Genomic DNA, 23,910 nt, shown 5'->3' with positions numbered 1-23,910 from the left:
TATCGCTTTACGACACCGCAGTGTGCCTAGGCACTGCATCGGGTCTCGGTCTCCGCCTCGCTGATCAGACCTTCGCTCCGAACGAACCGAAGCAGGTCGTCGACAGTGTGTCCCAGGGACGGCTCGCTGAGACGGACCTTGGCCAGCGAGCGTGCACGCCGGTACTGGGTGTTGTCGTAGCGCTTGTCCCGCATTGCCGTGATCTTGCTGGCCGAACGGGTGAGGAAATCGACCAGCGGATACAGCGGATCGCCAGGCCCGGCCAACCGGTTCACCTGCTCGGTGAAGGACGGGATGTCGTGGTACTCGAAGTGGTAGCCGTGCCGTTCGGACAACAGCCGGGTGACATCCATCAGGCCGTAGTAGTCGTCGGCGGTGATGTTGAAGACGGTGCCCACCTCAGCCGGGAGCTCCGTTTCCATCAACTCGACGATGTGATCGGCGACCAGGTCCGCAGGCAGCAGGCTGATCTGGTTGAACGCCTCGACGGCCACGCCGTGCTGAATCATGAACGCCGTCAGGCGGACCAGGATGTCCTCGCTGCTCCCGAAGCCCGCGCTGGTGGGGGAGATGAGCGAGGGCCGGTAGATCCGCACGTCGAGTCCTTGACGCTGGGCTTCCAGCACCAGCTGCTCGGCGACCCACTTGGTCTGGGAGTAGCCGAAGTCCAGGCCGCTCATCGCTTCGTTCGCATCCCACTCACCGACCACCGGCAATGTGCTCCACCCGTAGATGAAGGTGCTCGAGACCAGGTGGAAAGCCTTGCGGTGGGCGGTCATGGCCAGGCGCAGCAGCTCCCAGGTACCGCCCACATTGGCGGGCCGCAGGGCGTCGTAGGTCCGCACGTAGTTGACCAGGGCGCCGTTGTGGACGATGGCGTCGATGTTCTCCGCCAGATGCTGGAACGCTGCTTCTCCGATGCCGAGGTGAGGCTCGGCCAGATCGCCGCAGATCACCCGCACCCGCGCCCGGACTTCGGCTTCCAACTCCGGTGACCAGAGCTGAGCCCGCCGCAGCGAGGCGACTATGCGGTCCAGACCGTGGTCTGGGTCCGTGGCGCGCATCAGCGTGTGCAGGGTGTAGGACGTCTGCGTGAGCAGGCTGCTCAGCAGGAACGGTCCCAGGAACCCGGTGACGCCGGTGACCAGGACGTCGCGCACCACCTCCGGCCGTGCTTCAGGAAGCGCCGGCAGCGGCAGTTGGGCATCGGCGCGCATCTGCCTGATCTCGTACGCCTCGTACTCCGCCGAAATCTGGGCCAGCGCCTGCCGCACGGTCTCGAGCGGTTGCCCGTCCTGATCGCCGAATTGGCTTACCAGCCGGAAGAACTCGGCGACCGTCAGCCGCTGGAGCAGCCGCGTGTTGACCTCTTCGGCCAGCTCTGCCGCGCCGTGCTCTTCGAGCAGGGCCTGCAGGTCGTTGCGCAGCTCGGCCAGGCTCAGTGAGTCGATGCCGAGATCGGCGAAGGAGCAGTCCTCCTGACCGGTCAGGTCGTAGCTGTCGATGAGGTGGCGGAAGCGTTCCATCGGTCCCGCGTTGGCATCCAGCGCTTCGTTGGCGGTCCGTTGACCAACCCAGGTCGCCACCGCGGAGAGTTTGCCGTCCAGCCAGAGCTGACGGGTTTCCCGGCGCCTGATCTTCCCCGACGTGGTCTTGGGGATGCTGCGCGCCGGCAGCAACGCAATGGTGTGCGGTTCGATGTGGCAGTGCTTGCGGATCGCCCGCGCCAGGGTTTTGGTGTCCGGGAGCGTGTTGTCGTCACGCACCTCGGCGACCACAACCAGCGCCTCCTGCTCCTCGTTCTCGACCGAGAAGGCGGCGACGCAGCCGTGCCGGATTTCCGGCGCCGCTCGTTCCACGACGGCCTCGATGTCCGCGGGGTAGCAGTTGACACCGCGCACGATGATCAGGTCCTTGGTCCGGCCGCAGACGAACAGCTCACCCTCGTACATGAAACCGAGGTCGCCGGTGCGCAGATAAGTGCGCTCTTCGTCGCCGGCGATGCGGGCGCCGAACAACTCGGCGGTGGCGTCCGGGCGCTGCCAGTAGCCGTCTGCCTTGGACGGTCCGTCCACCCAAACCTCACCGACCTGGCCCTCGTTCAGAGCCTGCCGCGTTTCGGGATCGACAATCCGGACGATGTTCTCGGGGAGGGGCTTGCCTGAGCTCACCAGCAGAGCCTGGTTGTTGTTCTCCGGCAGTGTCTTCTCCACTCGCGCGACGTTCTGTTGCAGCGCTCGTTTGTTGACCGCCAGAATCTGGCGTCCCCGCAGGGTGACGATCAGCGTGTTTTCCGCCAGGCCGTAGGCACCGGTCACCGCCTCAGGCTTCAGTCCGTAGGGAGCGAAGCGCTCACGGAAGCGCATGAAGGTCTTGGCGCGCAGGGGTTCCGCCCCGGTGACGAACGAGTCGAGGCTACTCAGGTCGATGTCGACCAATTCGGACGTGGGCAGCTTGTCCTCGCGCAGGCAGTACTCGAGTGCGAAGTTCGGGCACGGTGAGTGCGTCGCGCGGACCTCGCCGATGAGCCGGAGCCAGGTCGCCGGCTTCTTGAGGAAGTCCTCCGGTGACATGCCGTGATTCGTCCCGCCGGTCACCAGGATGAAGAAGTAGGCGGAGATCAGGCCCATGTCGTGGTGCTGGGGGAGCCAGCTGACGCTCACCTCGCCGCCGGTGAAGGCGCGGCCGTTGGCGATGATGTTGGCGTGGGTCACCATCACGCCCTTGGGGTCGCTGGTGGAGCCGGAAGTGTACTGCAGGAACAGGATCGGTCCGGGTGTGTCCGCCACGAGTGGCCCGCCGAACTCCCGGGTGGCGTCGGTCGCGAACCAGGGGAGGTCCGGAAGGCGCTGGGCATCTGACCAAGCTGGCACGCCGTCGAGGTGACCCACCATCAGCCGGTAGTTGTACTCGAGTTCCTTGGTCGACAACACGGCCCTGGCCTGGCTGTCCCGTGCGATGAAGCTGAGCTTGGCAAGACCGGCTTCGAACGCCATGGGAAGGGGAGGACTGACCGGTACCGCGACGACCCCGATGCGTGCGCAAGCGATCAGCGCCGCCACCATTTCCAGGCCCGGCGGGTAGACGAGCAGCGCACGCTCTCCGGGCTTGAGGCCGACCTCGGTCGACAAGTAGGCCGCCAGTTCGCGGGTCCTCTCGGCGAAGCTCTGGTAGGTGTACTGCTCGAGCTCTCGTCCGTCGACATCGACGAACCGATAAAGGACTTTGTCGGGTTGCTGCTTTTCCCACAGGTGCAGGTAGTCAATAAGAGTCTCCATTGGAGTCACTCCGTTTCAAGTCGGTGGCCGGCTCTCAGACCGCGATCACTGAGCACTTCCCCCGTCGCAAGTGCTGTTGCTGACCGATACTAGCCCCCGAGGGGGCTCAAGCAAAGATATCGGAAGAATTTTTTTGCGCCACATACGAATTTCACAGCTAACCAAACTAAACGAGTAATCACTCGCTATTTTTATCTAGCCGGACCGTGTTCGCAAACGTCGACTCAGTTTTTCAGTAGGCGCTATTGTCAGTATCTCAGTACTCAGCTGACAGCATGTTTTTCCTGGTAAAAGCCGCTGACTGCGGAGATACTGACATACGAGTCTCCGTATCTCAGTATTTAATGAGAGTGGAGGCTCGGTGGCCGCACAAACGATGTCCGGCCATTTTGGTCGCTAGCGGCAGGCGAGAACTGGCAAACACGAACTGCGGGGTATAGACGCTTGATAGCTGGTTGCAGGACGGGGCCGTAGCAACGAGAGCCGAACTTGCACGTCCAGCCCTCCGGACGGCCCGGTACGGGTCCGCCGCGGTGCCGCTGCAGCGTCTCAGCGGGCCGGATTGCGGTACTGAACTACTGACGTACTGACGCCAAGGGGTGCCGAGTTCAGGGGTGCTGACCTGCGACAGTTCCGGCGACCGCGCGGGTAGATGCGATCTTTCCGGCTCGTCGCTCTACGCCAAGGCGGCGACCGACGGTTCCACGCGCGCGACGCGGATGAGTGGCCCGGCGCGCGCGACCAGCCGCACGATGTCGAAAAAGCGCTCGCCGTCGACGATCGGCGACAGTGGCTCGTCGTCGCCCTCGATCTCGATGATCATCTCCCGGCCGTTGACGTCGCGTAACTCGAAACCACCGCGGATCTTGCCGCTGCGTAGGGCTCTGGGCATCTGCGCGATGATCCTCGAGGGCCGCAGGTTCCCGGCCTGGAAGTGCAGCAGTCCAGGCTCGGCCGCCTTCGGGAAAAGCCGGAACCCGCCACCGATCACCAGATCGATCGCGCCCGCGTTCAGAAACCTGTGTTCCCGGGTGGGGACCTCGTCGCCGTCGATGATCACGCGGGCCTGCGTCGGTATGAACAGCCTGGACGCATAGTTGGGTGTGATCGCGTGGCTGGGTTGGATCTTGTTTTGCACGTAGTCGCGGGCCGAGCGTGCGATCACCTTGACGACATCTGCCCGGCCATGAGTGTGGTTGTCGTAATACCTGTCGTAGAAGCGGTTGCCGACACCTCCGGCCGCGAGCCCGAAGCAGAGGCGATGGAACTTCTCCCCGTCCTTGGTTTCACCCTCGAGTGTCAGGGTGTCGAGGCGCATTTCCGGTGGAGGCCGATCCGCCTGCGCGGCCAGCGCCAGTTCGCGCAGGATCTCCTTGGGCCGCCCCTTTACCCCCGCCTTACGTCCGATGGCGTTGACGCTGCCGCCCATGCTGGGTACGAACGTCGGCCAGTCGTGCGAATCGGCGATGCAGTGCTCGGTGTCATTGACCAGCCAGTTCAACGATCCGTCGCCGCCGTCGCTCACCAAATGGGTGATCCGCGGTAACAGCTCCCCCAAGACCTTGCGGACGTCATCGGCGGAGTGGGTTTCGTGCACTTCGCCGTACTTGCCGAGAATGTTTTGCAGCTCGCGGCTGCGCCCAGGCGCAGCAATATTCCTGCGGGCGTGCGGATTGAAGATGACGCCTATGTACATCCGCGGTCACCCACGTTCAGGACGGCTTGCAGGGAGGGTAGATCGCGTCCCAATTGAGTTCTCCTCGAGAAAAGACTTTGGGTGTCCAGGTGGGCTTCCGCGGCATTTCCAGCACCCTACCGCGACGTCCGCAGGATAAGGGGCAACTCTTGGATCTGCTCGAGGACATATCCCGTCGAACATTTCGAGGCTCCCACTACTGTGACTGCCATGCCTGATTGGACTGCGGCAGACCTGCCCTCGTTCGCCGGACGCACGGCCATCATCACCGGTGCCAACGGGGGACTGGGCGAGGTGACCGCACGCGAGCTGGCCAGAGTCGGCGCTCACGTGGTCCTCGCCGTGCGCGATACCGGAAAGGGCGAGGCCGCCGCCGAACGCATGAACGGGGACGTCGAGGTGCGCCAGCTCGATCTGCAGGACCTGTCCTCGGTGCGGCGCTTCGCCGACGGCATCGACGGGGTCGACGTCCTGGTCAACAACGCCGGCATCATGGCCGTCCCGCATGCCCTCACCGCCGACGGCTTCGAAAGTCACATGGGGACCAATCATCTCGGTCATTTCGCGCTGACCAACTTGCTGCTGCCCAGGCTGACCGACCGGGTGGTGACGGTGTCTTCACTGCTGCACATGATCGGCTACATCAGCTTCAAGGACTTGCACTGGCAGTCCCGGCCCTACTCGGGATTTTTGGCCTATGGCCAATCGAAGCTGGCCAATCTGCTGTTCACCACCGAGTTGCAACGTCGCCTGGATAGCGCCGGTTCACCGCTGCGCGCCCTGGCCGCCCACCCTGGCTGGTCGCACACGAACCTGCAGGGCCGCTCCGGCAGCAGGCTGCGGGACGGCCTGGTATTGGCCGTTGATCGCGTCGTTTCCAGTGACGCCGACTTCGGCGCTCGCCAGACGTTGTTTGCGGTGTCGCAGGATCTTCCGGGCAATACGTTTGTCGGTCCGCGGTTCGGACTGTGGGGCCGCAGCCGGCCGGTCTGGCGGACGTGGTTGGCAAAGCGCACATCCACCGCCGCAAAACTTTGGGAGCGGTCCGAGCAGCTGACGGGAACCAAATTTCCGCTCTGAGGGTTGGGTCCGGCTGATTGACCGGCCGACCCCGCGCCGATTGCTGAACCAGGTTTGGAGACTTTCGGCGGAAGCCCTCTTGACGGTCTCTCGGAGACTAGAGTCATCGCAAAAGAAACCGCTGGTAAGCGGCGGGGTGTACTGCGCCACGTCAGGGGCCTCGGCGAGGAGGGCAACCATGTTGAAGCAGGAGATCATCCCTGGAATCTTGGCCTTGCTGGCCGCCCTGTCGGCCGCGATCGGAAGCGTGGTCCGCCAGCGGTCCGCTCATACGGTCACCGAAGGAGAAGTTGGCCACCTGACGCTGTTCAGCATGCTGGTGCGCAACCGCCGCTGGTGGATGGGGGGTCTCGGGGACGTAGCCAGCTACATATTCATTGCTATAGCCCTGGACTATGGCTCGGTCATGCTGGTCACCTGCCTGCAGGTGACGGTGTTGCTGTTCGCCATGCCCATCTACGCGCGGGTGACCAACCATCCCATTACCCGCTCGGAGTGGGTGTGGGCGGTAGTGCTGGCCGCGGCGCTGGCGCTGCTCATCAAGGTGGGCGATCCCACGGCCGGCGAGAAGCGGGGCGCGGTGGGCGACTGGCTCATCGTCGCCATGGTGATGGGTCCGGCGTTGGTGCTGTGTGTGCTGGGTGCCCGGATCTTGAAAGGCCGTCCCGCCTCGGCAGTGTTGCTGGGGGCGGTATCCGGGTCGTCGCTGGCGTTGTTCGTCGTACTCACCAAGGGCATTACGCAAGTGATCCACCACGGTGGCCACCATTTGCTGCATACCTGGGAGTTCCCGGTCTGGATCCTCGCCGGCGTCTCCGGGATGATCTTCCAGCAATCAGCCTTCCGCGCCGGTTCGCTGACCGCCTCCCTGCCGACGATCACCGTCGCAAAGCCCATAGTGGCCGTGATATTGGGTATCGCCGTCCTCAAGGAGTCGTTGCAACTCGAAAGTGGCCCGGAGTGGGCTTTGCTGCTAGCGATTACGGTGCTGGTGATCGTCTCCACGGTGATGCTGGCGCGTGGTGAGGCCGCCACCATTGTGGAGGACGAGGAACATGCCGCGCCTGTCACAGACGAACCCGACAAGGTGCCGTCGGAACCTGTGAGCGACTGAGGCGCGTCACCTGAGCGGCCCGACGACGGCGGCGTCGTCCCCGGATTGATCGCCCGAACCGGGCAAGACGCGTAGTCCTACTCATCCGCAGCGGCCCGCGGGTCCCGCATGCTGATCGCATGCCTTTCGCCATTCCCCGCCGTCTGAGCGGCGGTCATGCCGCAAGAATTTCGCAAGAGTTTCGCGAGCATGCGGCAAGCCAGGCATCGCAATCTATCTGCGCTGGGACACAGCATGTGACTCGCCCCCAGCTACGCGGTCCGAAAGTTGGGACCGGTAGCAGCAGGCACGCGGTCCACTTGCCCACAGACAACCCAACCGGGCTCGATGTCGAAAGGAATCACAGTGAGCGCCACCCGCGACAGCGTCCTGACGCTTTACAAGCCGAGCCTGCACATGCCGGCCGTAGCCGAGGCTCGCTTCGTACAGCGGGGCTGCTTGACGACGGGGTTCCGCGCGCTCACCACAACCGGTACCTCGACGCTTCCCCGAATCAGCGCCGTCTCCGAGGTAGCGACACTGCCGGTCGCGCCGCGCTCCCCGCGGAAGTGGTTGGGCCTGTACGCGCTCAAGCCGTGGTACACCCGGCGACTCACACCGATCGTCAACGCCGCAGTGGCACATCAAGTTTCACCAGATGTCTTCACCGTCGCCGGGGCGGCGGCGGCGGGCGCGGCTGGGGTGGCCGTAGCCCTGGGATGGTGGCCGCTGGCGGCGCTTTTTCTTGCGCTGCGCCTGGCCGGCGCCAATCTGGACGGCGCGGTTGCCCGGGCGCGCGGGGTCAGCCGGCCGTGGGGATTTGTAGTCAATGAGATCGGAGATCGCGCATCGGACTTCCTGACCTTTGCCGGACTCGCGGTCTGGGCAGCCCGGCAGCAAGGCCCGGACCTGCACTTCTTGTCCTGGCCGGTGCTCATGGTGATGGTTGCCGCACTGGCCGCGACGCTGCCCACCTTCGCCTCGCTGGCCGCGGCCGGCGCCGGCGCACAACGGCGCAACGGCGGCCCGCTGGGCAAGACCGAGCGTTGCCTTTTCGTATTGATAGCCACCGCATTTCCCGTCGTTCTGCCGGTGGTCTGCACACAACTGGTGAACGGTTCGCTCATCACCACCGTGCTGCGACTGCGCGCCGCGCGCCGCGAGCTGGCCGCGCAGCAGTCGCAACAGGAGACTGCCGACCCGTTGGCCGAGGTGCTCGCATCATGACCGCGACCAGGATCTCGAGCGTGCTGCGGCATTGGCTGTGGCGGTCGGTGGCCGCCGTTTCGGGCGGACTGACCGTGACCGGGCGTTGGCGCGCGAGCGGTGGCTGCGTGGTGGTGGCCAACCACTCCTCGCATGCCGACACCGCGGCGCTGCTGGCCGCCTTGCCGCCGGCTGCGCAGCCGGTGTTCGCGGCAGCGGCGGACTACTGGTTCGACGTTCCGGTGCGCCGTTTCATAGCGTCCACGGTGGCCGGCGTGCTCCCGGTGCGGCGGTCCGGCGGTGGTACATATGCCGAATTGTTGGCTGCGGCACGCCCGGCGCTGCGGGCCGGACGCGCTGTCGTCATCTACCCGGAGGGGACCCGCTCGAAGGACGGCGGCGTCGGTGAGTTCCGTTCCGGCGCATTGCGATTGGCGCGCGACTGCGGTGTGCCGATCGTTCCGGTTGCCGTGCTGGGCACCGCCGACGTGCTGCCAAAGGGCACCAACTTCATCTCACCCGCCCCGATGCAGGTTCACATCGGCGAGCCCGTCGACCCGAACGGCGTCTCGGCATCACAGTTGCGCGAACAGGTCATGGTATTGCGCGGAGATCACCTGCCGCAGCCTTCTCATCGATACGCACTGGCGGCGTGAGAGCCGGCTACGACCAGGCGGCGATCACTGCGGAGAGCGCGGCGGTGAAAACAACGCCGGTGATGATCAGGTAGGCGCCGTAAAACCGACGCAACCAGCGGTGAAAGACGCTGGCGAGCAGCCACAGCACCAGTCCCACCGTCGAAATTCGCAGGCCGCGCTCCAGCAGCGTCCAGCCGGCCAGCCGCCACAGCTCGACGCCGTGTTGACCGGCGGCCCGGGCATACACCTTGACAGGTATGCCCGACAACGCCTGATGCATTATCGCGCCGGGCCCTTCGGCGAACTGCCCAAAAGCCGTCGCCGCCATCCGCCCGGTCGTCAGGGGTGCGGGCAATAGGACACCGCGGGAGGTCAGGTACGCATTGGTGAGCACGCCCAGCACAGAACCCGCGATCACCGCCGCGGCCAACGGCATCACGCGCCGCGGCACGGCGACCGCAAACAGCGCCAACGCCATCTCGGCGACGACGAACCAGCTCAGCGCCTCGGCGTATCCCCAGAGAAATGCCAACGGCAGGCCGTACGGACCGGAGACGAGACCGGCGAGCGCCGTCCAGAAACGTGATGGGCGCTGCTGGGAACCGGATTCATCAGGCATGTCGATCATGTCAACCGAGGAGATACGCCAGCGGAAGGACAAGCAGCAGCGAGTCGATCCGGTCGAGCAGACCTCCGAAACCCGACAGCCACGATCCGGCGTCCTTGACCTGGGCCTGCCGCTTGACCATCGATTCGACGAGGTCGCCCAGCACACCGCCGAACCCGACCGCGATGAGCAAACCGACCGAAATGGTGCCCAGCAACGTGAGCACCAGAAACGCCCCGATGATCGCGCCGATCAACCCGCCGACAGTCTTGTTGGGACTCAACGGCGACAACGGATGGCGAGCCCAGCCCAAGCGGCGCAACCCTTTTCCGCCACACCAGGCCGCGACGTCGGCGGCGGCCGCCGCGAAGCACACCAGATACGCCTCCGACCACAACACCACCAGGTGCGCCAAAGACCAGCAGATCCAGACCGATCCGAACGCGGTGAACGTCGTGCGCCGGCCACCGTGCTCGACGTCACCGCTGATCACCGAGGGCAGTGCACACGCCAGCACGACGATCGGGGCCAGACTCAGCAAGGATGGACGCAGCCAGGCCGCAAGCGGGTACAGCACCGCCAGGCCAAGCAGCAAGCCGAGGTCCACCCTGCCGAGCTTCACCAGGCGCTCGTACTCGGTCACCGCCACCACCGCAAGCGCGGCGGCTAGCACGGCAGTGGTGCCGTGGCCCAACCAGATTGGGATCCCGACAGCCGGTGCGATCATCATCCAGCTCGTCCACCGCTGGATCAATTCGCGTTTGCGTGAGATCAGCACCGCAATGCCGGCGATCGCCAAAATCGCCACTGTGACCCACATGAAAAACACGGATCGGGAGTAGAGGTGGATGTGCACCGGACCCAGGTCGACGTTGAGCGGCAACCGCCGATCGAAGTGCAGGATCCGCAGGTAATGGTCGACCAGCATCACCGTCCCAGACCTCCGACATGTTGCGCGAGCAGACGCAAAAGCACCGGTTTGCGTGCGCAAAACGGTGCTTTTGCGTCTGCTCGGCACACTAAACCATGGTGTGGCCGGTGCCGGGTGAAATCAGGTATCGCGCTCGCGGCTGCCGATCGTCGGCGGGACGTAGCGCGCCGTGCACGGTCCGGGCTTGCCGTTGCACGGCGATATCACCCAGCGGCAGTTGCCTTTCAGGCTCAGGCTGGCCATCTCGGGCGACAGTTTGAAACCGAAGTACTGCCCGACGTTGTTCGTCTTGATCTCGGATGGCCGCCCGTCGGAGAATGACTGTTCCGCAACGCATATCGCGTCCGTCGTCGACCCGACGCCGTCCCACCAGTCGCCCAGGTTGACGTCGCCCGGGTACAGCGTTTCGGTCGGGCCATACGTGTAGAAGCTGTGCACCGGTCGCTGCAATCGGTCGATCCGCTGCCAGCGCCGGCCTTGAAACCCGACACACAGCAGGACCTCGGGCTCTGCCGTACCGGATCGAGGCTTTGCAAACGTTTGCGAATCCGGGTCGGCCGCATCACACGGGGCACCGTCCTTCGGCTGGACAGCCGGGTCTGCTGAGCCGACCGGCGCGACCAACAGCGTCGCGACCACCGTGGCGGCGAACGTGGCCATTGCGCGCGCGGAACCACGCCTCATGGTGCATAACGCTAAGCCCGCGACGTCCTGCACGGGACCGCTTTGGACGAATCGGTCTTACCACGCGAGACGCAAGAATTTCGCATGAATTCCGCGACGATGTGGCAAGCGTTGTGCGGCAGCGTATCTGTTGTCGGTCACCGTGATCGGCCCCGGCAGGGATGTACTCGGCAAAGGACTCAAGGTGAGCACAATGCACGGCCTCAAGCAGATCATCGCCGGGGCGCTGCTGGCAGTCGGTGTGCTGGCGGCAGGACTTGGCGCCGGCACCGGGCAACCGTCTGCCGTATACGGGACTGGGGGCTGTCCCGTCGGACAGTATTGCGGTCTGTTAGGGCGCTGATCGCCGGCAGGATCCGCTGGCATGCACCTCGTTCGACGTGGATTCTGCTGTGTTGGACAGCAATTCGGATCGGCCACGGGAGGAAGGATTTTTCGTGCCTGATACCTCCAACGACGGGATTCACGGGTCAGCCGCGTCACTAGAGGTCGGCCGCGTGTTCGCCGGTTACCGGATCTCGAGGGCGTTGGGCACGGGCGGGATGGGTGCGGTGTATTTGGCTACGCACCCGCGGTTGCCGCGTGAGGAAGCGCTGAAGGTGCTACCGGCGCATCTGACCGCCGATTCGGAATTTCGGGGACGTTTTGAGCGCGAGGCCGAACTGGCGGCCGGGTTGTCGCATCCGCACATCGTAAGAATTCACGATCGCGGCGAAGCCGACGGCAAGTTTTGGATCTCCATGGATTACGTGGAGGGCACCGACGCCGCGCGACTGTTGAGTGAGCACTACCCCGCGGGGATGCCATTGACTGAAGCGCTGCCGATCATCACCGCGATAGGCTCGGCACTCGACTATGCCCACTACCGCGGGCTCCTGCACCGAGATGTCAAGCCGGCCAACATCTTATTGACCGATCCCGACGGACATGGCCGGCAAGTGTATCTGGCCGACTTCGGTATCGCGCGGCTCGTCGACGACACCGCAGGGTTGACCGAGACGAATATCACGGTGGGCACGGTGTGCTACGCGGCCCCGGAGCAGCTGAGGGGCGAGGCGATCGACGGTCGGGCTGACCAATATGCGTTGGCGGGGACTGCCTTTCACCTGCTGACCGGGGTTCCACCCTACGGTGACGCCAACCCTGCGGTGGTGATCAGCCGCCACGTGAATGCGCCGGTGCCTTCCATCGGTAACTATCGGCCCGAACTGGCCGCGCTCGACCCGGTGTTCGCCACCGCGATGGCCAAGGAGCGTTCGGCTCGGTTCGGCAGCTGCCGAGAATTCACCGAGCAACTCAACCGATACCTGCACCCCAATTTCGCTTATGCCGACCAGATTCCGTTCCGCGCCAAAGCCACGAATCCACGATTGGGCGTGACCGCGCCCGCCGTGCCGCCACCGGACCGGCGGCGGGCGCCGCGACGGGGTCTGTTGGCAGGTGCGATGGCCGCGGTGCTCGTCACCGGCGGCGTGTTCGCGGGTACACAGCTGAGCCGCCAACACAATCCGGCCAGTGTCACAGAGCCCGACAGGTCCACCGCGCCGCCCACGACCGCGCCCAACACCGGTCCGTTCACCGGAATCTACCGGCTGGACTTCGGCTCAGTCAGCAACGTGGAAGGTGAGCCCGCCAAAGGCGCGGCGCCGACGACGGAAACCTGGGCTGTCCGCTCGGTGTGCGGCAACGCCGGGTGCATCGCGACGGCGTCGCGCCTGGACGGGGAAACCATGCAGGTGCCAGCGATTGTGCTGGATCAGGTCGGCGGAGATTGGCTGGCCGTCAGCGTGGGATCCAGTACCTGCGGCCCACTCGAAGGCGAAGTCTGGGAGGCCTTCGCACTGCAGCCACATCCTGACGGCATCTTTGTCGGCGAAGCCACCCAGACGATGACGAAGGGCTGTGCGAACAAGCGCACGGTGACCTTCACCCGCACCGGGGATGTGGATGTCACCACCCTCCCGAGCCCAAGCACTCTGCCGGCGCGGGTGGTATCGCCCGCAGAAGCCCTGCACGGCCGCTATCACCAATCCAGCGTGCAGCCCAACGGCTTCAGAGAACAGAACGACTATGCCGTGGAAACGACCTGTCTGCGCGCTGGCGATCGGTGCATGAGTCTTTTCCACAGACCTCCGGCTGCTGCGATGGCGATGGTGTTCGGCGCCGGAAACTGGTTCTACGACCGCGAGTTCGACGCCCCGTGCGCAAAAGGTGGCATGACGCACGTGAGAATCGTCGTCCCGTTCCCGTTGCCGCAACCGCTCCAGAACCCGGTCGCTCTGATCAGCGGGCACGGTCACGAGGAGCTGACGGGGGCAGCGGGCTGCGGTAGCACCGATGTCGACGTGAAATTCGTGCGCATCGGGGATTAGCACAGACCTGGGCGTCTCACCCGAACCCACCGAAGCGGGGAGTCGACAGGCGGTATGGTCGACGGGTCTTTGATCGGCCGGCAGTGGAAGCACATGGATCTCTCGTTGGCAGTCCCCCATAGCGAACTCGAGGCGCTGTCCCGCCGGTACGCGGCAGCGGTCGATCGCCGGGACCGCGCGGCGCTGCTGGCGGTGTTCACCCCGGACGCGACCTTGCGAGTGGAACGACCCGGGCGGGAACCGTCGGTGATGACCGGTCACGACGAAATCGAGCGGGTCATCGCCATAGTCTCGCGCTGGCCGCGTACGGCGCACCTGGTCGCGCAAGGGCTGTTCGTCGTCGAGGGCGCGTCGGCTGTCGGCGAAGTGTATTGCACGGCAAACCATTTCGGTGGCGGTGAGACACAGCCGGGACGCAATCACGTCATGCATATCCGTTACCTCGACCGGTATCTGCTGGGCGGTGACGGGCGCTGGCGGATAGTGCAACGCACCGTCGCCGTCGATGCAACCGAGGACCGGCCGGTCGGCGAGAGGATCCGGTGACCGCGATGCAGCTTTCGATGGGGATTCCCTCGTTTTCCGCCGAGGCGCCGCCCAACTGGGATCACCTGACGGAGTGGGCGCAACTCTTGGAAGGCTGCGGCTTTGACCGCGTTTTGGTGTCGGAGCACATCGCCTTCGGAATGAACATGGATGCCTACGCGGACCCCAAGACCGGAGGAACCAAGGGCGGTCGCCAGCCCACCGGGCCCGACGGTCACTGGCTGGAACCGCTGACCACGCTGACCTACCTCGCAGCCAGGACCGAACGCATCCGGTTGGGGACGAACATTCTGCTGGCTGCCCTGCGGCCTGCGGCGGTACTGGCCAAAATCCTGGCCACGATGGATGTTCTGTCGGGGGGACGGGTCGATATCGGGGTCGGCGTCGGCTGGCAGCGTGAGGAATACGACGCGGCCGGGGTCGACTTCGACAGCCGTGGCGCCGTTCTGGATCAAACGCTCGAGGTGTGCCAGCGACTCTGGCGGGAGAACGAGGTCAGCTACGCCTCAGCCGGACTGAGCTTCGAACGCATACACCAAATGCCGAAACCCGTGCAACCGGGCGGAGTGCCCATCTGGGTGAGCGGGACCGCGAACCGGGCTGTCGCACGCCGGCTGGCCCGCTTCGGAACGGGCTGGATACCTTGGGGCGACGATGCGCGCGACGTAGCCGGCGGGATCGCCAGGATGCGGGCGGCGGTCGAGCGTGCCGGCGGCGACCCAAAGGGCTTCGATGTCAGCGGCACGCTGCGCCTCCGCGCCACCGCGGATGGGCGGCCCGATCTGGCTGACGCCGCCGCAACTGCGGCCTCATTCGCGAAGACCGGCGTCACCGACCTCAGGATGACGCATTGGCCGCTACCTGTCGGCGACCGGGAACGTGACATCGCCGCACTCGTCGAAGCCGTGCGCGAGGCAACCGCTAGCTGACCAGACCGCGTCCTTCCGGGCGGGTGAGATCGCGCGACCAAAAGGCGAACTGTAATGTCTACTGTTGATCACCTCAAAGGAGACATCCCATGAAGGTTGGCCTGCGCGTTTGCGGCTGCGACGGCTTGGCGGGTACGGAGTGACCGAGGCGAACATTGCCGCAGATATCGATCTGCCAGCCATCCCGCCGATGCCGTACTTCGTGCGCGACGAAAACCGTTACGTGCCAAATAAAATCGCCCGTGGCGGCTGGGGTCCGTCGATCAGCGGCCACGTTGTCGGAGGGCTGTTGGCCTGGGCAGTCGAATGCGCGGTCGACGATCCAGGACTGCAGCCTGCGCGGCTGACGGTCGACTTACCCCGGCCCACCGCACTGGAACCGATCGAGGTGCGCACCCGGGTGCAACACGACCGGCGGCGACTGCGCCTCGTCGAGGCTGTTCTCACCCAGCATGACGTCCCGGTGGCGCAGGCAAGCGCGCTGTTCCTGCGGCGCGGACACCAGCCCGACGGCGACGTGTGGACAGCGCCGGTGCGAATGCCGCCCATACCACTCGGGCAGGACGGGGCTCACCCCTCGATCTTCATGCGCACCTACGGCTGGGGCGCCGATGTCCAGAATCCAGATCCTGACTGGCCCGACGGTTCGGGGCGCAAATACACCTGGCTGCATGAAACGCGCCCCTTGATCGACGCCGAACCGCTGAGCCCTTTCACCCGGGCGGCGATGGCCGGCGACGTCACCGCCTCGCTCGCCAACTGGGGGACCAACGGCCTGCAGTTCATCAACGCCGACTACACGCTCACCCTGAGCAGGCTCCCCGAAGGCCCTCACATCGGGCTGGCCTCGCTGACCCACTACAGCAACGACGGAGTCGCCACCGGCTCAGCAGTCCTCGTGGACCACAAAGGGCCGGTAGGCAGTGGTGTGTCCGTTTCGATAGCCCACTCCGGATTCCTTCCGCCGACGGCGACCCCGCCCAGATGACGACGGAGGACGCCGTCCACAGCCAACCGGGTGGTCGGTCGTTCTGGACGTTGATCGCCGAAGCTGCTGCGCGCCAACCAAACCGGGCGCTGCTGGACGACGATCACGGCCGCAGCCTGACCACCCGCCAGTTTCACGACGCCGCATGCGAGACGGCTGCCGCATTTGCCCTCCGCGGAGTCGGCGCTGCGACGTTGGTGTCCTGGCAGCTGCCCACCACCTTGGAGACCATGGTTGTCATGGCTGCGCTCACGCGACTGGGCGTTGTCCAGAACCCGATAATCCCGATACTGCGAGAACATGAGGTCAGCTTCATCACTGGCCAGCTCGCCACCGAATTCCTTGTGGTACCGAATTTTTGGCGTGGATTCGACCACGGCGGGCTGGCGCGGGCGTTGTCCCGTGAGAGAGGTTTCGAGGTTATCGGTATCGACCTCACCACGCCTCCGGTCGGTAATCGGCTTCGCTTGCCACGCGCGAGCGTCGATGCCCTGGGAGGCCCGCCGGGCCGCGACGGCGATGCCCGTTGGGTGTACTACTCGTCGGGAACCACCGCAGCGCCCAAGGGGATTCGCCATAGCGACGCATCGGTGATCGCCGGCTCGGCAGGCGTGGTAGGCATGATCGGGGCAACCAGCAGGGATGTGAATCCGATTGCGTTTCCGATCGCGCACATCGGCGGAGCAGCGATGCTGGCCGCCGCTTTGCTGACCGGCATGCGGCTGGTGCTGTTCGACACCTTCGAACCGGCAACCACACCGCTGCGGGTCGCGGCCCACAACCCGACGTTCCTCGGTACCGCGACACCGTTTTTCGTGGCATACCTGGAGGCTCAACGTGCCCATGGCGAAGCGCCGCTTTTCCCGTCCCTGCGCGGCTGCCTGGCGGGCGGCGCGCCCATCACCGCCGACCTGGGGCGTCAGATGCGCGAAACCTTATCGGTTGCCGGCATAGCCAACGCCTGGGGGCTTACCGAGTTCCCGGTCGCGACTTCGCCGTCCCTCAGTGCCGCGCCGGAGGTGCTCGACCACACAGTGGGTGCGCCGGTGTCAGGGGTCCAGGTCCGTGTCGTGGACGAACGGGAAGCCGAAGTTCCCGTCGGGCAGGAAGGTGAATTGTGGCTCAAAGGACCGCAATGCTTCCTCGGCTATGCGGATGCAACGCTTGACGCCGAAGCATTTGACAGCGAAGGCTGGTTGCGCACCGGCGATCTCGGGCTGATCGACGCGGATGGCAATGTCCGCGTCACGGGCCGCATCAAAGATGCCATCATCCGCAACGCGGAGAACGTCTCGGCTTTGGAGGTCGAGAATGTTCTCGCCACCCATCCCGCGGTCGCCGACGTCGCGGTCATCGGCGTGCCCGACCGCGACAGCGGCGAGCGGGTATGCGCCGTGGTGGTACCTCAATCGGCCGATGGGGTGTCGTTGGAATCCCTGGCGGAACACTGCCGTTCGCGCGGGCTGAGCCGCTACAAATTCCCTGAGCGGCTCGTGGTGGTCGACGACCTACCGCGCAACCAGTTCGGAAAAGTGATCAAGAAAGACCTTCGCGACGCCTTCGGCTGACGAGTGTTGTCGATGCCGCACAACATGTTTGAGTCCGCGTGCGCCGGTGCCGCTCGCAAACGCAGCCTGGGCGGCCACGCCACACGATTAATTCGAAAACGGTTCGGGTAAAGACACATGCATGCAACCGCCGCAACGACCCAATGACTCGGTGCGATCCATTCCCGCGGATGTCCGGGCGCGGGTGATGCCGGCAGTATTCGACGAGTTGGCCCGCTGGGGTGTCGAACGGTTCAGCGTCGAGGCAATGGCGGAGCGGCACCACCTCGATACCGCGACGGTGTACCGCTACTGGGGCGATCGGCAGCGCCTGATTGTCGATGCCGCGCTCGGTGACAACGAGACGTTGCGTTCGGTGACCGACACGGGCTCGCTGCGTGGCGACCTGCTGGCACTGGCTCGCAGCGCGACCGATCAGGTCAACACCGAAGTCGGGCGGACATTGGTCCGTGCGCTGGTCATGGATGGTCGGGGGCGTCACGACGAGGGCACTCGAATGATCTTCTGGCGGCGGCGTTTCGCCGTCTTGCGTGCGATCGTGGATCGGGCGAGGGAACGCGGCGAATTGCGCGCCGGAGTGCACCCCGTGGCCGCCGTGCAAATCGTGATGGCACCGATGTATGTTCGCGCGCTCTACTCGAACGACGTCATCGACGACGAATACTGCGCCGCCATCGCCGATTTGGCTTGGCATGCGCTGGCGCGCAAATAAGCGGTTGTCGGGAGATCATCTTGGATAGCCGCGCCGCACGGTACGGTCGAGGATGCCCAGGGTCGCCCGCAGCGCACCCTCGGACAGGACGGGAAAGATTCCGGCGTCGCGCCACTTCGGGTCGATGTTCGTCCAGTCGTAGAACGAGGTGACGACAGTGGCGGCACCGTCGTCGGTGGGTTGCAGCCGGTAGCCGTAGACGTGCCCGATCTGGGGCCGGATCTGGCCGAGGATCGTCCACGCGATCAGCCGATCCGGTTCGAAGTCGGTGATCTCGACGGTGACGTCATACTTGCCCAATTGCGGGAAGTCGTTGAGCGCCTCGCGATCCATGTGGACGACGAAGCTGTCGCCTACGGCACGTACGGGGTCGCCTTCCGCGTCCTGCAGCATCCCCGACGAGTCGATCGCGACATGGCCCTGCGGGTCGCACAGCACAGTGAAGATCTCGGCGGCGGGCGCCGCGATGGTGCGTTGAGTCTCGATACGCTCGGTCATGTAACCACCTGACTTGCAAAGGATTTCAGCGAGTTTGCATCCTGCGCCGGATCTGGCGAACGACGACCACCACGCCGCACAGAATGATCGCGGCAAGAAGGGACTGCAACCCGATGATCACGAACGCATTGACGTCGTACCAGCCCGCTGCACTGATGCAACGATAGTTCACGCTGGTGCCCGACTGACCGGGTTTGTAGCTGTAGCTCGAGGTGTTGGCGACCAGCTGGTAGGGGCTACGGCACACGACGTCGCTCATCCAGAGTGCTGTCGACGGGAATATGGCCGTCAACGCCGCCGCGCCCCCGACACACAGGCCGAGCGCTCCGCCGATAATTCCGACGACCGCCCCGAACCGATCGGCTCCGGTGAATCTGCTTCGCGGCCGCCGAGAGCCCACCCGGTCCTGCTGGCCAAATGTCTGTCGGTAGCCGGATGGGGAACCGCCGTCGGTGGTGGCACCGAAGCGCTGTTGGCCGCCTTGGCCCGAATACACCACGGAATGGCCCGTTTTGATCGTCACGCGCCCGTTTTGCAGTACGTCATTGATCTGTGTCTGCGACATGCCCGCTTCGGCCGCGGCACGCATGAAGGCCTCTCGAAGCTGCGCTATCTCGGGACCAAAAGGCGCGTCCGGTCCCGAAGGCGAACCGGTGCGCAAGCCTTCCCACAGGGCTTCTGCGTGCCGGCGAGCGCGTTCGCCGGCACCGACCTCGACGCCGGACTGTGCGTCGGTGGACTGGGGTGGCGGCTCGGCAGGGTGATGCTCACGAAGCGCCGCCTTCACCTCGGCCAGCTGACGTTCCAACTCGGCGATGCGTTTCTCCGCGTCGTCTTCGGTCACCACCAGATAGTCGCACGTCGGAGGCCGCCGGTGCAGGTAATCGTCGGTTTAGCGCAGAGCATCGGTTCGCTCTTTTACGAGCTCGGTGGCGCCCGCCTCGGCATGATCGCCGGCGATTGAACCGAGTCCGCCGCCGCCTCGTGCAACCTATATGGCTTGGCGGCGACCGCGTCGGCCCGTGGTGGCGCAGATCCGCCATGAAGTCGGTGACTCCACGAGAGAGTGAACTGTGGCTAAGCTATCGAACGCCGAGAATCCGGTCCGAAAGGCCGGATCACGGGTGGTAGACACCCTAGGAAGCCAAACATGGCTGGATCGGCCGAGCTATCGCCTTGAACACGTCCTGACGCTGACGTTCGCATGTCTGGGGAGGTACCGCGAGCGCGTCGGCAACGTGTTGCACGGCACCTGGCTCGGCCATCCGCTGCATCCGGTACTGGCCGCGTTGCCTGCTGGGGCGGCGGCGACCACCCTGGTGCTGGATGCCGCCAGTGCTTTGCCGAGCAGAAAAAAGTTATCGGACGCGTCGCAATATGCACTGGGTGTGGGCATCCTCGCGAGCCTGGGAGCACTGGTAACCGGCGTGGCGGATTGGCAGCACACGCACGAACAGTCACGGCGAATCGGCCTGGTCCACGGTGTGTCGAATCTAGTTGCCACAGCGCTGTATGCGAAGTCATTTTACGATCGGCGTCACGGCCGGCGCGCCCGTGGGATGGCCACAAGCACCGTCGGCTACGGGATCACGCTTGCCAGTGGCTATTTGGGCGGCGAGCTGGTGTACGGGTCGGGTGCCGGCGTCGACCGTTCGGGGCCGCGGCTGACCCTCGAAACCTGGACGCCGGTATTGCCGGTGACGGCGCTGGATGGACGACCACGGCGGGTGGAGGTGGACGGCATCGGTGTGGTTCTTTTCCGGAATGGCGGACAGATCATGGCGGTCGGTGCGCAGTGCCCGCATCTCGGGGCGCCGATGTGTGACGGCTGGATCGACCAGGGTCGAATCGTATGTCCTTGGCACGGTTCCCATTTCGCCTATAGATCGGGCATGGTGTTACGGGGACCGGCCACGGCGGCCCTGCCGTCCTATCCGACTCGTATCCGCAATGGATTGGTCGAAGTGCGCGGCGGTTCGTCATGAATGCCTATGACGTGCTGATCGAGCACCACGTGGTGCTGCGTGGATTGTGTAGGGACATCACCGCGCTGCCGCCTGCTTCGGACGAACGCAAACGGAAACTCGACGAGCTGTTGACGGAGTTGGACATCCACATGCGCATAGAAGATGACTTGTTCTATCCGGCTGTTTCCGCCGCGAGTGCACTGGTCGCGATCGCCCACGCCGAGCATCGCCAGGTGTGGGACCAGCTCGCGGTGGTGTTGCGGACGCCGCCGACAGCGCCGCTCTACCAGCACGAGTGGCATGCTTTCGTCACCGTGTTAGATGCGCACGCAGCAGAAGAAGAGCGTGACTTATGCCCTGCGCCAGTCGATTTGGACCGGAAGTTGCTCGAAGAGCTGGGTGACAGGATGCTCGAGCGGATGGAACGGTTGCGCCACTCCAAACTCGAGAAACTTCATGTCAAGGGCCGCGCCGCCATTCTTCGTGCGTTGTGATCGAGCACGCCAGACGGGCCCCGTCATCGCAGTGGATGGTTTTCGCGCACTCCGCGATACATGCCCCATCTGACGATCATCGGCATCACGACACGGTTGACCGACCAGGGCGGGAAGCGGAACGCGTGGCCGGTGGGCAGAAAGACCTCCAGCCCGTCGGCCTGGATGCCCAGCACTGAGCCCCACCGCCGCCCCGGCGCGCGATAAGTGCGCAGCTTCCGGCCGGCGAACTCGGCGCGAATGTTGTGCGCCAGCAGCGCATCCCCGCGGTTACGTGCGGAACTGCGCAGCGGGTCGGTCGCCGCCACGTCCCCGATTGCGAAGACGCCTCGGTGACCTGGCACCGTCAGCTCGGGAGTCACCCGAACGAACCCGCGCTCGTCAAGTAGTTCCGGTGGCAACCAACCGGTGTTGGGTTGCACCCGGCCTATCGCCCAAAGCACAGCGTCTGCGGCAGCCGGGGGTTGCCCGGTGCTCCACTTGACCGGTTGGCGGGTGATCTCGTCGCCGGCGAAGCCGTTGGCGATCACCGCGCGGTGGCCGGGGTGCAGGCCCACACCGAGATCCGTCAATCGGCCCTGGATGCGTTGCCAGATGCGCGGGTGATGCCCGGCGAGCGCATGATCTCCCGGGAAGTAGAGATCGATCTTCTTGTCCGGCCAAGTGATTGCCAGATTGGCGGCGCTGCTGACCGCGGCCGCGCCGCCGCCGACGACGATCACCGAAGTCGCGGCGGCCAGCCGGTCATGGGCAGCGTGCAGGTCGGCGCGAATTTCCGCCGCGGACTGTAGTGTCGGCCGGCGCCAGAAGCCGTTGCTGACTCCCGTCGAGATGACCAGCGCATCGTAGGGCTCGGCGATGGTAGCGCCGTCATCACGATTCCCGAAGACGGTCCGTCCCTTCAGGTCCAGTCCGGTCAGCGTGGCCTGAACCGTCCGGACTCGGTCCAAGCGACGGAACCTGTCGAACGCAATCCAGTTGTCGCGAGCCCAGTCGGCCGGGCGGGAGAGCCGGATTCCGAGTTCTTGGCCGCTGACCAACGCCGGCTTGACCGAGATCCCGACGACCTCAGCGTGCTTGGCCAGACGGATCGCGGTGAGAACTCCCGCGTCTCCCAGCCCCGCGATGACAACGCGTCTGTGGTTCAGGTCCCGATCCCGCGCCTACCGGGCTCGGGGCGCGGCGCAGAAACCACGTGCAGCACCAAGGTATGGTCGCACGCACCATCAGATCGCCGGGGAGCACATGTCCGAGTCCGAGACGCCAATGCACCAGCACCTGCGCGCGGCGGTGCGCGCCGGCGTGCGCGCGTCGTCCCCTCGTCCCGCCTCGGCCGAGCGTGCGGCCAAAGACTTGAAGAAGCCGCTGTGGCAGGCGGTGCGGGCAGAGATCCGCTGGGCCTTTCACCCGCCGCGTACCTGGCTGTCGGGAGTGGTGGCCAACTTGTTCCTCGCCGTGGCCTGGTTGGCGGTGCAGCCGTTGACCGCCGCCCATTCCCATCCCAGCCGCCACTTCCACCATCACCATCTGGATTGGGTCGTTCTGGTCGGCAGTTATTTCTCATCGTTCATCCTCGCCGACGTCACCACCACCAACACCCTGGGCGGCGATCACTACCGCGTGACCAAGGGTCTGTCAGACGGCGTACCAGTGTGGCGGGTGCTCCTGATCAAAAACCTGGCCCTGCTCGCCTTGGTCGGCCTGCCCACCCTTGCAGTGGCCGTCGCGCTGACGCTATGGCTGGAGACCCCGGCGCGCCTGGGCATCACCATCCCCGACGTCGCGGTTCCGATCGTGTCCTGGCTGGGCGTCGGCAACGTCATCTCGGTGCTGCACCCGGTCAGCGCGGAGCCGCTGATCCGGCGGTGGCGGCAACGTCGCGATTCGCGTCGCATCGTCGGCTGGCTGGTAGCCCTGGCGCTGCCGTATGCGGTGTACTACGTCGCCGATCCGATGGGTGGGGTGGAGCATCGCATCTTGTGGACGCAGCTACCCGCGGCGATCGGGCCGGTGCTCGGCCGCGATACCAAAAGCTTTGTGCATCTCGGCATCGCCTTGGTGGTCTGGGTAATGGGCACAGTCGTCGCGGAAGTGTGGGTGCGCAAGGGTGGGCTGCAGATGAGGTAACGCTCAGCCCGGCGTTTGCGCGGCCATGACCGAATTGGGTGAGGACCAGTCGGTCGACACATTGCGCTGTTTGATCAGCCAGGCATCGCCGTCGGGCACGAAGATGTCGCGGTAGCGGCCGAAATGGTCGAGGCCGATATGGGTGAAGACGGTGAAGTAGCACGAGACGTGGGCTTGCTCCGGCGTCATGCCGGTGAACAGCACGTTGGAGACGTTGTGCCGGACGACGGGCTTGACCCCAGCGCCGGTTGCGATGTCGCCCGTGACACCGCCGAGGAACGCCGCGATTTCGGACCTGCCGCGCAATGTTTGCCTGCCGCGGATCTCGAGGACGCCGTCTGCGCAGAATGTCTCGATGAGGCCGTCGAGCCGCCCGGCATCGCCCGACCAGTTGTACCGCGCCAGCGTGTCACGAATCTGCTCACGCGCGATCAGTGCCCACATCTCCACCGTGACTCCTCACTCGACCGCCGCATAGGACGATAGTCGTGGCGAG

The 23,910-nt window shown here is 65.2% G+C and carries 23 protein-coding genes; 14 read left to right on the top strand and 9 right to left on the bottom strand.

Going from position 1 to position 23,910, the window contains the following annotated elements:
- Window positions 1-26 precede the first annotated feature (26 nt).
- Together A5791_RS12620 and A5791_RS12615 are read right to left on the bottom strand one after the other, a co-directional pair.
- Window positions 27-3,278: a thioester reductase domain-containing protein gene (locus A5791_RS12620; RefSeq protein WP_067236511.1), complete on the bottom strand. Its 3,252-nt coding sequence runs from the start codon at window positions 3,276-3,278 to the stop codon at window positions 27-29.
- Window positions 3,279-3,954: 676 nt separating this feature from the next.
- Window positions 3,955-4,974, bottom strand: coding sequence for a diacylglycerol kinase family protein (locus A5791_RS12615; protein WP_067236508.1), 1,020 nt, complete (start codon window positions 4,972-4,974; stop codon window positions 3,955-3,957).
- Window positions 4,975-5,184: 210 nt separating this feature from the next.
- On the opposite strand from A5791_RS12615, the gene A5791_RS12610 reads away from it, so the two are divergent.
- From A5791_RS12610 to A5791_RS12595, 4 genes are all read left to right on the top strand, one after another.
- Window positions 5,185-6,054, top strand: a complete 870-nt coding sequence (locus tag A5791_RS12610; RefSeq protein ID WP_067236504.1) for an oxidoreductase — start codon at window positions 5,185-5,187, stop codon at window positions 6,052-6,054.
- A 181-nt stretch (window positions 6,055-6,235) separates the two neighbouring features.
- Complete coding sequence (locus A5791_RS12605) at window positions 6,236-7,168, top strand: DMT family transporter (RefSeq protein WP_369828063.1); 933 nt, start codon at window positions 6,236-6,238, stop codon at window positions 7,166-7,168.
- Window positions 7,169-7,513: 345 nt separating this feature from the next.
- The gene (locus A5791_RS12600; RefSeq protein ID WP_231995879.1) at window positions 7,514-8,374 is read left to right on the top strand and encodes a CDP-alcohol phosphatidyltransferase family protein; all 861 of its coding nucleotides are present in this window, start codon (window positions 7,514-7,516) and stop codon (window positions 8,372-8,374) included.
- Window positions 8,371-9,009 carry a lysophospholipid acyltransferase family protein gene (locus tag A5791_RS12595; protein WP_067236498.1) on the top strand — a complete coding sequence of 213 codons (639 nt, stop codon included), beginning with the start codon at window positions 8,371-8,373 and terminating at the stop codon, window positions 9,007-9,009. Before A5791_RS12600 ends, A5791_RS12595 begins: the two co-directional genes overlap by 4 nt.
- 7 nt (window positions 9,010-9,016) lie before the next feature.
- On the opposite strand, the gene A5791_RS12590 is transcribed toward A5791_RS12595, so the two are convergent.
- The 3 genes from A5791_RS12590 to A5791_RS12580 form a co-directional block, all read right to left on the bottom strand.
- Window positions 9,017-9,610, bottom strand: coding sequence for a hypothetical protein (locus tag A5791_RS12590; RefSeq protein WP_156661198.1), 594 nt, complete (start codon window positions 9,608-9,610; stop codon window positions 9,017-9,019).
- Window positions 9,611-9,620: 10 nt separating this feature from the next.
- Window positions 9,621-10,526 carry a phosphatidate cytidylyltransferase gene (locus A5791_RS12585; RefSeq protein ID WP_067236490.1) on the bottom strand — a complete coding sequence of 302 codons (906 nt, stop codon included), beginning with the start codon at window positions 10,524-10,526 and terminating at the stop codon, window positions 9,621-9,623.
- A 123-nt stretch (window positions 10,527-10,649) separates the two neighbouring features.
- Window positions 10,650-11,213: a hypothetical protein gene (locus A5791_RS12580; protein WP_156661195.1), complete on the bottom strand. Its 564-nt coding sequence runs from the start codon at window positions 11,211-11,213 to the stop codon at window positions 10,650-10,652.
- Window positions 11,214-11,397: 184 nt separating this feature from the next.
- Here A5791_RS12580 and A5791_RS26480 point away from each other — a divergent pair, with 184 nt between their 5' ends.
- The 7 genes from A5791_RS26480 to A5791_RS12550 all read left to right on the top strand — a co-directional run bounded on the left by A5791_RS26480 (window position 11,398) and on the right by A5791_RS12550 (window position 18,328).
- On the top strand, window positions 11,398-11,556 hold the full coding sequence (locus A5791_RS26480; RefSeq protein ID WP_156661193.1) for a hypothetical protein: 159 nt from the start codon (window positions 11,398-11,400) through the stop codon (window positions 11,554-11,556).
- Window positions 11,557-11,650: 94 nt separating this feature from the next.
- Window positions 11,651-13,585, top strand: a complete 1,935-nt coding sequence (locus tag A5791_RS12575) for a serine/threonine-protein kinase (protein ID WP_231995878.1) — start codon at window positions 11,651-11,653, stop codon at window positions 13,583-13,585.
- A gap of 54 nt (window positions 13,586-13,639) precedes the next feature.
- Window positions 13,640-14,131, top strand: a complete 492-nt coding sequence (locus tag A5791_RS12570) for a nuclear transport factor 2 family protein (protein WP_231995877.1) — start codon at window positions 13,640-13,642, stop codon at window positions 14,129-14,131.
- Window positions 14,128-15,060, top strand: a complete 933-nt coding sequence (locus tag A5791_RS12565) for a TIGR03619 family F420-dependent LLM class oxidoreductase (protein WP_067236478.1) — start codon at window positions 14,128-14,130, stop codon at window positions 15,058-15,060. The genes A5791_RS12570 and A5791_RS12565 overlap by 4 nt, the downstream gene beginning before the upstream one ends.
- Window positions 15,061-15,250: 190 nt before the next feature.
- Window positions 15,251-16,048: a thioesterase family protein gene (locus A5791_RS12560; RefSeq protein ID WP_067236725.1), complete on the top strand. Its 798-nt coding sequence runs from the start codon at window positions 15,251-15,253 to the stop codon at window positions 16,046-16,048.
- Complete coding sequence (locus A5791_RS12555) at window positions 16,045-17,616, top strand: AMP-binding protein (RefSeq protein ID WP_067236475.1); 1,572 nt, start codon at window positions 16,045-16,047, stop codon at window positions 17,614-17,616. The genes A5791_RS12560 and A5791_RS12555 overlap by 4 nt, the downstream gene beginning before the upstream one ends.
- Window positions 17,617-17,767: 151 nt before the next feature.
- On the top strand, window positions 17,768-18,328 hold the full coding sequence (locus A5791_RS12550; protein ID WP_231995876.1) for a TetR-like C-terminal domain-containing protein: 561 nt from the start codon (window positions 17,768-17,770) through the stop codon (window positions 18,326-18,328).
- Window positions 18,329-18,343: 15 nt separating this feature from the next.
- Here A5791_RS12550 and A5791_RS12545 read toward each other — a convergent pair whose 3' ends face one another.
- On the bottom strand, window positions 18,344-18,826 hold the full coding sequence (locus tag A5791_RS12545; protein WP_067236467.1) for an SRPBCC family protein: 483 nt from the start codon (window positions 18,824-18,826) through the stop codon (window positions 18,344-18,346).
- A gap of 25 nt (window positions 18,827-18,851) precedes the next feature.
- Window positions 18,852-19,670 carry a hypothetical protein gene (locus tag A5791_RS12540; protein WP_156661190.1) on the bottom strand — a complete coding sequence of 273 codons (819 nt, stop codon included), beginning with the start codon at window positions 19,668-19,670 and terminating at the stop codon, window positions 18,852-18,854.
- A gap of 229 nt (window positions 19,671-19,899) precedes the next feature.
- Between A5791_RS12540 and A5791_RS12535 the strand changes: the two genes are divergently transcribed.
- The gene (locus A5791_RS12535) at window positions 19,900-20,811 is read left to right on the top strand and encodes a Rieske 2Fe-2S domain-containing protein (protein ID WP_067236461.1); all 912 of its coding nucleotides are present in this window, start codon (window positions 19,900-19,902) and stop codon (window positions 20,809-20,811) included.
- Window positions 20,808-21,287 carry a hemerythrin domain-containing protein gene (locus tag A5791_RS12530; RefSeq protein WP_067236457.1) on the top strand — a complete coding sequence of 160 codons (480 nt, stop codon included), beginning with the start codon at window positions 20,808-20,810 and terminating at the stop codon, window positions 21,285-21,287. Before A5791_RS12535 ends, A5791_RS12530 begins: the two co-directional genes overlap by 4 nt.
- Window positions 21,288-21,310: 23 nt before the next feature.
- On the opposite strand, the gene A5791_RS12525 is transcribed toward A5791_RS12530, so the two are convergent.
- Window positions 21,311-22,435, bottom strand: a complete 1,125-nt coding sequence (locus tag A5791_RS12525; RefSeq protein ID WP_067236453.1) for an FAD-dependent oxidoreductase — start codon at window positions 22,433-22,435, stop codon at window positions 21,311-21,313.
- 97 nt (window positions 22,436-22,532) lie between these two features.
- Here A5791_RS12525 and A5791_RS12520 point away from each other — a divergent pair, with 97 nt between their 5' ends.
- Entirely contained in the window at window positions 22,533-23,414 is an 882-nt protein-coding gene (locus A5791_RS12520; protein WP_231995875.1) for a hypothetical protein, read from the top strand.
- Window positions 23,415-23,417: 3 nt separating this feature from the next.
- Here A5791_RS12520 and A5791_RS12515 read toward each other — a convergent pair whose 3' ends face one another.
- Window positions 23,418-23,864, bottom strand: coding sequence for a nuclear transport factor 2 family protein (locus tag A5791_RS12515; protein ID WP_067236448.1), 447 nt, complete (start codon window positions 23,862-23,864; stop codon window positions 23,418-23,420).
- Window positions 23,865-23,910 lie beyond the last annotated feature (46 nt).

This window comes from Mycobacterium sp. 852002-51163_SCH5372311 (assembly GCF_001667115.1).
Taxonomy (GTDB): domain Bacteria; phylum Actinomycetota; class Actinomycetes; order Mycobacteriales; family Mycobacteriaceae; genus Mycobacterium.
Note: the sequence above shows the minus strand (reverse complement) of the source record. Positions and strands in the feature narration are given on the sequence as shown.